Origin of the sequence: Yersinia artesiana, from assembly GCF_902726545.1 — a bacterium.
Classification (GTDB): domain Bacteria; phylum Pseudomonadota; class Gammaproteobacteria; order Enterobacterales; family Enterobacteriaceae; genus Yersinia; species Yersinia artesiana.
Map to the genome: position 1 here is coordinate 1 of NZ_CACVAD010000091.1, position 8,158 is coordinate 8,158.

Here is an 8,158-nt window from a genome sequence, read left to right on the forward strand (position 1 = left end):
GTTATAAGTGGAGAATTTATTATTCATTAATGCCATAGTTGTTAATGTTCTCATTTTGTGATGTGATCATGTCAAGGTTATATTTTAATGCTGATAAGACGTTCTCTTGGTATTGATAATGTAGATTAGTTTTATTCACCATGCAAAATACTTTGCATATGTTTCTTATTTATATGTTTATCTATGGGTATTTACTGGTAACCAAATGCATTGGGTGTGGTTTATATTTTCACACTTATACAAGGATGAGACTCGATTTTACCTCGCAGAGGTATTAAAGAGAATATTGGTATCATTAATAATAAGTGTTCAAAGGTATTTTGAAACAGCGATAAATATCAATGAGGTTTTTTATTAATCACGCCATCTGCATAAAGCTTAGTGGAGTTAAGCATGTTTGAACACAACTTAGTAACCGACTGTCAAGTCACCAAAAAGGAAGGTAGTGATGTTCATTTACGCAGTGTCGACCTCAATCTATTAACTGTTTTCGATGCTGTGATGCAAATGCATAATGTCACACGCGCAGCACAGTTACTGGGAATGTCGCAGCCAGCGGTCAGTAACGCGCTTGCTCGCCTTAAGGTGATGTTTGATGACGAGCTCTTTGTTCGTTATGGTCGAGGTATTCAGCCAACAGCCAAAGCGCGTCAGCTTTTTGGCCCCATTCGGCAAGCACTGCAATTAGTGCAAAATGAGCTGCCAGGTACGGGATTTGAAGCCAAAAATAGTGAGAGAGTATTTAAATTATCTATTTGCAGCCCTCTGGATATTAGACTGATAGCACCGATTATACAGCGGGTTAATCAATTAGCACCTAATGTTCAGCTCATTGTTAGATCTAATCTTAATGAGAACATTGAACATCAATTACGCTATCAAGAAACTGAGTTTGTGATAGGTTATACTAAATTTGAGCGTTCCGATTTTCATCATATTTCATTATCCAGTGATGAATTGGTTTTAGCTGTATCTAAAAATCACCCACGGATTGATAATTCAATTACAGAAGAACAACTCCTTTCTGAATCACATGCGATTGTCTCATTGGATAAAGTGGGTTCTTTCAGCCAGCTTTATTATGAATCAGCCATTAGCACTAAAAGTATTGCTTATGAAAGCACTGATATGAACAGTGTGCTGAATATTGTATCTCAAACTAGCTTTGTCGCCATTGCTCCTCGCTGGTTGGTTCAAACATATAGTGAAGCGCTTAATCTGAAACTGATTTCCTTACCTTGGGAAGATACATGTCGCCCATGTTATCTCACTTGGCATGAATCAACGGATAGAGATAAGGGACATCAGTGGATGAAAGAACTACTCAGTCAGCTTAGTATTCCTTCTTAATTATTATCGTTAAGTCCTGCTACTGAAGCTGTCTTATTCTCAGTGGCAGGCAAGGGCCGCAGTCACCTTTAACATCATTATTTCTGGTGTTGAATTATTATTCCATCCAGCTAAATCTTTTATCCACTTCAACTCTCTTTCCCTTGCCCGGGCTGCTGTATTTTTCGTCAAAATCGATTTCAGCTCACACTTCTGCACCGAATTTTATTTGCCATAACCTATAGAGTGAGTAGACTGCGCGAAAAAAAGTGAACGCATGTAAGCTGAAAGCTAACAGGCAAAAAGTGGCGGTACACTTTAACGAATGATTTCTCAGCGAGCTGCGATGCTATGACTCAAATATTAGATCAATACCACCTTGTGCGCCGTTTGCGCCAACAAATAAGCCAGAGAACCGACAAAGTCGCCTTCCGTGAATGGTCGCCAGAAGGTGAAAGTCAGCTGACCTGGCGGCAGATTGATACGCACGTGACGCGGATTTCTGCGGCTTTGTTGTCCTTGGGCGCTGCCATCCAAGAGCGTATTGGGATTTTTGCTAATAACAGCATGGCCTGGTCATTAGCAGATTTAGCTATTTTACAGATACGTGGCGTGAGTGTGCCGTTGTATGCCACCAATACAACGGCTCAAGCGGCTTACGTAGTGAATGATGCTGATGTGCGTATTTTATTTGTCGGTGGGCAAGCACAATTTGATGTTGCGATCACACTCAAGCCGCAGTGTCCGCAGCTTAGCCATATTGTCGTATTAGATCCTGGTGTTGATTTACGTGGTTGTGAATATGCCCAACATTTGGCTGATTTTGAACAACAGCCAGATGCGGTACAACAACATTTATTAACCGCACGTATAGATGGTTGCGATTTAAGTGATTTATTCACCTTGATCTATACCTCAGGTACCACGGGGGAACCGAAAGGTGTAATGCTGGAGTACCGAAACATGGCCGCTCAGCTCTACTTACATGACCAACGTTTGACCCTGACATCTGCAGATACTTCTCTTAGCTTCCTGCCGTTGTCCCATGTATTTGAGCGGGCCTGGGGTTTTTATGTCATGCATACTGGCGCGCAAAATGTGTATATCAGTGACACTAATTGGGTACGTGCAGCGATGCAGGCAGTAAAACCGACAGTCATGTGTGCGGTTCCCCGTTTTTACGAGAAAGTGTTTAGTGCTATTAACGACAAAGTTGCCTTGGCAAAATGGCATCGCCGGATGCTATTCCGCTGGGCGGTAGGGTGTGGCGAGCGCAAATTCCAAAATGTGCAAAATGGGCAAACCCCATCGTGGCTCTCTGAGCAACTGTATAAGCTGGCCGATCGTTTGGTATTAAGTAAATTGCGCGGCGTTTTGGGTGGGAAAGTGCGCTTTTTACCGGCCGCAGGCGCACGACTGGATGATAATATCATTCTGTTTTTCCAGGCAATTGGTATCAATATCAAATACGGCTATGGCATGACAGAAACCTGCGCCACCGTTTCTTGTTGGGAAGAAAAAGATTTCCGTTTTGGCTCTATCGGTAAGCCATTGCCGGGGATCGAGGTGCGTCTGGGGGCTGAAAATGAAATTCAGGTGCGTGGCCCGATTGTAATGCGTGGCTATTTAAATAAACCCGAAGAGACGGCGGAGTCTTTTACGGAAGATGGTTGGCTCAAAACTGGTGATGCTGGCGCATTAGACTCTCAGGGGAATTTATTCATCACTGAACGGCTGAAAGATTTGATGAAAACCTCCGGTGGAAAATACATTGCGCCGCAGATGATTGAAGGCACTTTAGGTCAGGATCGATTTATCGAGCAGATTGCGATTATTGCCGATACCCGCAAATTTGTTTCGGCGCTGATTGTTCCGTGTTTCGAGTCACTGGAAGAATATGCTCATTCGATAAACCTGAAATACCATGACAGATTGGAACTGTTGCGCCATAGCCATATTGTCAGTTTGTTCGAGCAACGACTAAAAGATATGCAAAAAGAGCTGGCAAAGTTCGAGCAAGTTAAGCGTTTTACTCTGTTGCCGCAGGCTTTCACGATGGAAACCGGTGAATTGACTCCGACCATGAAATTACGCCGCAAAATCATTCTTCAGCGTTATCAGAATGAAATTGACTCCATGTACCGCGACTGACCCAACATCATTTTCACAGCAACGGCCGATATCTCTCTGACGATAAAGGTCGTTGCTGCCTTTCTAACCAATCGTCTCTCTTCTCCTCTCTCTTTGTTTACGGTAGCTATTTTACTGCACCCAAGGTGTAAAAATTCTCAGCCTGATTTAGTTCTCTAATTAATGGATAAAGCGGCGCGAAAAACAGGGCTGCGGAGGTTCAGGCAGTGTTTTATTTTTCTGAGGAAGATAAATCCAGTTTGTGACCAACACAATTGCCTTTAATGCAGATAATTGCTGTTTGCCTGCCAGAAATTCTGACGTTATGTTAATAAGTTAGTTATGTTAATAAACATTAGAACTATAACAAACAAAGATAGGAACACAGGGCGTTGTGCCTTTCCTACCGGATTTTGTGGAAATGATTTCCCATAATCCACTGAGCAAACTAAGCCTGGAGGCAAAACCCATGGAGATGTTGTCAGGAGCCGAGATGGTTGTCCGATCGTTAATCGATCAGGGCGTTAAGCATGTATTCGGTTATCCCGGCGGGGCCGTACTTGATATCTACGATGCCCTGCACACGGTCGGAGGCATTGATCACGTGCTGGTGCGCCATGAACAAGGTGCGGTACATATGGCCGATGGTTATGCGCGTGCCACAGGTGAGGTTGGGGTGGTGCTGGTCACATCTGGCCCCGGTGCGACCAATGCCATAACCGGTATTGCAACGGCGTATATGGATTCAGTGCCGATGGTGGTGCTTTCTGGTCAGGTCCCTAGCTCTTTGATTGGCTTTGATGCTTTCCAGGAGTGCGATATGGTGGGGATTTCCCGGCCAGTCGTCAAACACAGCTTCCTGGTTAAACGAACTGAAGACATCCCGACCGTATTGAAAAAAGCATTTTATCTGGCATCGACAGGCCGCCCAGGGCCGGTAGTTATTGATCTACCAAAAGATATCGTCGGTCCAGCAGTGAAAATGCCTTATGCCTACCCTGAGCAAGTCAGCTTGCGCTCTTATAACCCGACGGTACAAGGCCATCGCGGGCAGATTAAACGCGCACTGCAAACCATTTTAGCGGCTAAAAGACCTATCATGTATGTCGGCGGCGGGGCCATTAACTCAGCTTGTCATGAAGAGTTACTGACTTTGGCTGAAAAGCTTAATTTACCGGTCACCAGCTCCCTGATGGGATTAGGGAGTTTCCCTGGGACGCATCGCCAAAGTGTGGGTATGTTGGGGATGCACGGGACGTTTGAGGCCAACATGGCGATGCACAATACGGACCTGATTTTTGCCGTTGGCGTGCGCTTTGATGACCGTACCACCAATAATCTGGCGAAATATTGCCCGAATGCTGCTGTGGTGCACATTGATATCGACCCAACATCTATATCAAAAACCGTGGAAGCTGATATCCCGATTGTTGGCGATGCCAAGCAAGTTCTGACACAAATGCTGGACTTGTTGCCTCAGATTGATTGCGCGCAAGACTTTGATAGTTTACGTGATTGGTGGCAATCTATTGAACAATGGCGCGCCCGTGATTGCCTGAGTTACGCCAAAGACAGTGGAAAAATCAAGCCGCAGGCGGTGATTGAAACACTACACCGGCTGACCAAAGGTGATGCCTATGTCACCTCTGATGTTGGCCAACATCAGATGTTCGCCGCCCTCTACTATCCATTTGATAAACCACGGCATTGGATCAATTCCGGCGGCCTGGGCACCATGGGTTTTGGTCTGCCAGCGGCCCTTGGGGTGAAACTGGCTCTACCGGATGAAACTGTGGTGTGTGTCACCGGTGATGGCAGTATCCAAATGAATATTCAGGAATTATCTACCGCTCTACAATACAACTTGCCGGTATTGGTCTTGAACCTGAATAACCGTTATCTCGGCATGGTGAAGCAGTGGCAGGATATGATCTATTCTGGCCGACATTCACAGTCTTACATGGATTCTCTGCCTGATTTCGTCAAATTGGCCGAAGCATATGGTCATATTGGCGTTTCTATCCGCACACCGGATGAGTTGGAAAGTAAACTGGCCGATGCTTTGACACAATTATCTGAGACCAATCGTCTGGTATTTGTGGATGTAACTGTCGATGAAACAGAACATGTTTATCCGATGCAGATTCGCGGCGGTGGCATGGACGAAATGTGGCTTAGTAAAACGGAGAGGACATAATTATGCGCCGCCGGATTTTATCAGTTTTGCTGGAAAACGAATCAGGTGCCTTATCAAGAGTGGTGGGCCTGTTTTCTCAGCGCGGTTATAACATTGAAAGTTTGACGGTAGCACCGACCGACGATCCTACGCTGTCGAGAATGACCATCCAGACCGTGGGCGATGCCAAGGTTCTGGAGCAGATTGAAAAACAGCTACATAAATTAGTCGATGTATTGCGTGTTAGCGAGCTGGTTTCCGGCTCACATGTTGAGCGCGAAATCATGTTGGTGAAATTGCAGGCCAGCGGTTACGGGCGTGAAGAAGTGAAGCGCTGTGCTGAAATCTTCCGAGGGCAGATTGTGGATGTTACCGCGACGCTTTACACCGTGCAGCTTGCTGGCACCAGTGACAAATTAGATGCATTTTTAAATGCGGTGCGGGAAGTGGCAGAAATTGTTGAAGTTGCTCGCTCCGGTATTGTCGGTGTTTCCCGCGGTGACAAGATCATGCGTTAGTTATTTAATACTGACTAATCTCCAATTATCAGGCTCAGCCAGTATGCTGGGCTTTTTTTTTCTTATTTTTTAACCTGGATAGCGTTATATGAGGGTTAAAGCGGTTGCTCAATAGTGAGTTCTGCTGTTAGATCATATCCATGGTTAAACTATGTCTATAGACTTCTTAGTCTAGCCTACAATATTACTTTACAGGGTTTATAAGGGGTCTATGTGAAACTGGATGAAATCGCGCGCCTTGCAGGTGTTTCGCGCACTACGGCCAGTTATGTCATTAATGGCAAAGCGAAACAGTACCGAGTCAGCGATAAAACAGTCGACAAAGTTATGGCGGTTGTCAGGGAACATAACTATCACCCAAATGCTGTTGCGGCAGGGTTGCGCGCGGGCAGAACCCGTTCAATTGGTTTGGTTATCCCGGATTTGGAGAATACCAGCTATACCCGTATCGCGAATTATTTGGAACGTCAGGCTCGCCAGCGGGGTTATCAACTGCTGATCGCCTGCTCGGAAGACCAACCTGATAATGAAATGCGTTGTATCGAGCACTTGTTACAGCGCCAGGTTGACGCCATTATTGTTTCTACTGCGCTGCCACCTGAGCACCCTTTTTACCAGCGCTGGGCAAATGATCCATTACCGATAATCGCACTCGATCGCGCGCTTGATCGGGAACATTTCATTAGTGTCGTCGGCGCGGATCAAGAAGATGCACAGATGTTGGCTCAAGAACTACGTACATTCCCGGCAGAGTCGGTATTGTATCTGGGCGCGTTGCCAGAGTTGTCGGTCAGTTTCCTGCGGGAGATGGGATTCCGTGAGGCATGGAAAGACGATCCGCGTAAGGTTGATTACCTGTATGCCAACAGTTACGAGCGCGAAGCTGCTGGGGCGCTGTTTGCGCAGTGGCTGAAGACTCATCCCATGCCGCAAGCGCTGTTTACCACCTCATTCCAGCTATTGCAGGGCGTCATGGATGTCACTTTAAAACAAAGTGGGCGTTTACCCAGTGATCTGGCGATTGCCACTTTTGGTGATAATGAGCTGTTAGATTTCCTCGAATGCCCAGTATTGGCAGTGGCCCAGCGTCACCGCGATGTCGCTGAACGTGTGTTGGAGCTGGTATTAGCCAGTTTGGATGAACCACATAAACCGAAACCGGGGTTAACCCGCATTCGACGCAATTTATTCCGCCGCGGTAGCTTAAGCCGCAAATAGTTTACGTTTTAGTCAATCAGGGCTCATCCGAGGCCCTGATTGCAAGTCACCACAATCAAACATATCCTGCGACGCGAAACAGCCTGCGGCAATACTCCAAAAAATAGCCATAAGCCACCCCCATCGCCATTGAAACCAAGGCGTTACTCGCGACTGCCGTGGTGATTTGTTCTAAATCCGCACCAACAGACCACAGAATCACGGCATAGACGGGTGACTGGAAACTGACATAAGCCAGTAAGTCGGCAAGGTTCCTCGCCCACATATATTCGCCTGCATGGCGACGTGCAAAACGGATGAACGCATCACGATACACGCCGTAGGGCCAGGCAATCAGAATATTGACGGGAATTGAGACCAGCCGGGAAGAGAGTGATTGCTGGAATGTCATTCCAGAGATCACTATTTCAATTATCATACCGATGACAAAGCAATACACCACAAGTGCAAAAGTATCGGCTGCGGCACTACGCAGACGGGACCCAGTTGAAAACATGGTCATTAACTCCCTAATTGGGGGAAAAATCTGTCAGAATCTCAAATATTAAGATTAATGACAGGTTTTATGTATTGCTCATTATTTGCATTGCAGGTAATTATGTTGTTGTTTTGCTTTTTGTGTAGTTTACAGTGCTATTGTTTTCAATATAACCAGCTTAAAATTTTTATTTTTAACATTTGTCTGATTTTTATACTTCCTACTGCATGGAATTGGGCTTTTCGTGGTTTTTTAAATGGCGTCATATATGTTTTTTATTTAAAAACATATGGTTAATCATTTCGATGA

General features: G+C 45.6%; 6 protein-coding genes. 5 read left to right on the plus strand and 1 reads right to left on the minus strand.

What is annotated here, in order from left to right; translation table 11 throughout:
• Positions 1 to 393: 393 nt before the first annotated feature.
• From leuO to cra, 5 genes are all read left to right on the plus strand, one after another.
• A complete protein-coding gene (leuO, locus tag HU019_RS19760; RefSeq protein WP_174850122.1) occupies positions 394 to 1,350 on the plus strand; it encodes a transcriptional regulator LeuO in 957 nt (318 codons plus the stop codon).
• A gap of 330 nt (positions 1,351 to 1,680) precedes the next feature.
• The gene (locus HU019_RS19765) at positions 1,681 to 3,480 is read left to right on the plus strand and encodes an AMP-dependent synthetase/ligase (RefSeq protein WP_174850121.1); all 1,800 of its coding nucleotides are present in this window, start codon (positions 1,681 to 1,683) and stop codon (positions 3,478 to 3,480) included.
• 448 nt (positions 3,481 to 3,928) lie between these two features.
• Positions 3,929 to 5,656 carry an acetolactate synthase 3 large subunit gene (ilvI, locus tag HU019_RS19770; RefSeq protein ID WP_011815562.1) on the plus strand — a complete coding sequence of 576 codons (1,728 nt, stop codon included), beginning with the start codon at positions 3,929 to 3,931 and terminating at the stop codon, positions 5,654 to 5,656.
• A 2-nt stretch (positions 5,657 to 5,658) separates the two neighbouring features.
• A complete protein-coding gene (gene ilvN / locus HU019_RS19775; protein WP_004388986.1) occupies positions 5,659 to 6,153 on the plus strand; it encodes an acetolactate synthase small subunit in 495 nt (164 codons plus the stop codon).
• A 213-nt stretch (positions 6,154 to 6,366) separates the two neighbouring features.
• The gene (cra, locus tag HU019_RS19780; protein ID WP_174850120.1) at positions 6,367 to 7,371 is read left to right on the plus strand and encodes a catabolite repressor/activator; all 1,005 of its coding nucleotides are present in this window, start codon (positions 6,367 to 6,369) and stop codon (positions 7,369 to 7,371) included.
• Positions 7,372 to 7,426: 55 nt separating this feature from the next.
• Here the strand turns inward: cra and HU019_RS19785 are convergent, their stop codons facing one another.
• Positions 7,427 to 7,867: an L-alanine exporter AlaE gene (locus HU019_RS19785; RefSeq protein ID WP_174850119.1), complete on the minus strand. Its 441-nt coding sequence runs from the start codon at positions 7,865 to 7,867 to the stop codon at positions 7,427 to 7,429.
• Positions 7,868 to 8,158: the final 291 nt, after the last annotated feature.

Excerpts from the sequence above, each read along its gene's own strand:
- leuO (WP_174850122.1), top strand. The coding sequence starts at position 394 with ATGTTTGAACACAACTTAGTAACCGACTGTCAAGTCACCAAAAAGGAA.
- HU019_RS19765 (WP_174850121.1), top strand. The coding sequence starts at position 1,681 with ATGACTCAAATATTAGATCAATACCACCTTGTGCGCCGTTTGCGCCAA.
- ilvI (WP_011815562.1), top strand. The coding sequence starts at position 3,929 with ATGGAGATGTTGTCAGGAGCCGAGATGGTTGTCCGATCGTTAATCGAT.
- ilvN (WP_004388986.1), top strand. The coding sequence starts at position 5,659 with ATGCGCCGCCGGATTTTATCAGTTTTGCTGGAAAACGAATCAGGTGCC.
- HU019_RS19785 (WP_174850119.1), bottom strand. The coding sequence starts at position 7,867 with ATGTTTTCAACTGGGTCCCGTCTGCGTAGTGCCGCAGCCGATACTTTT.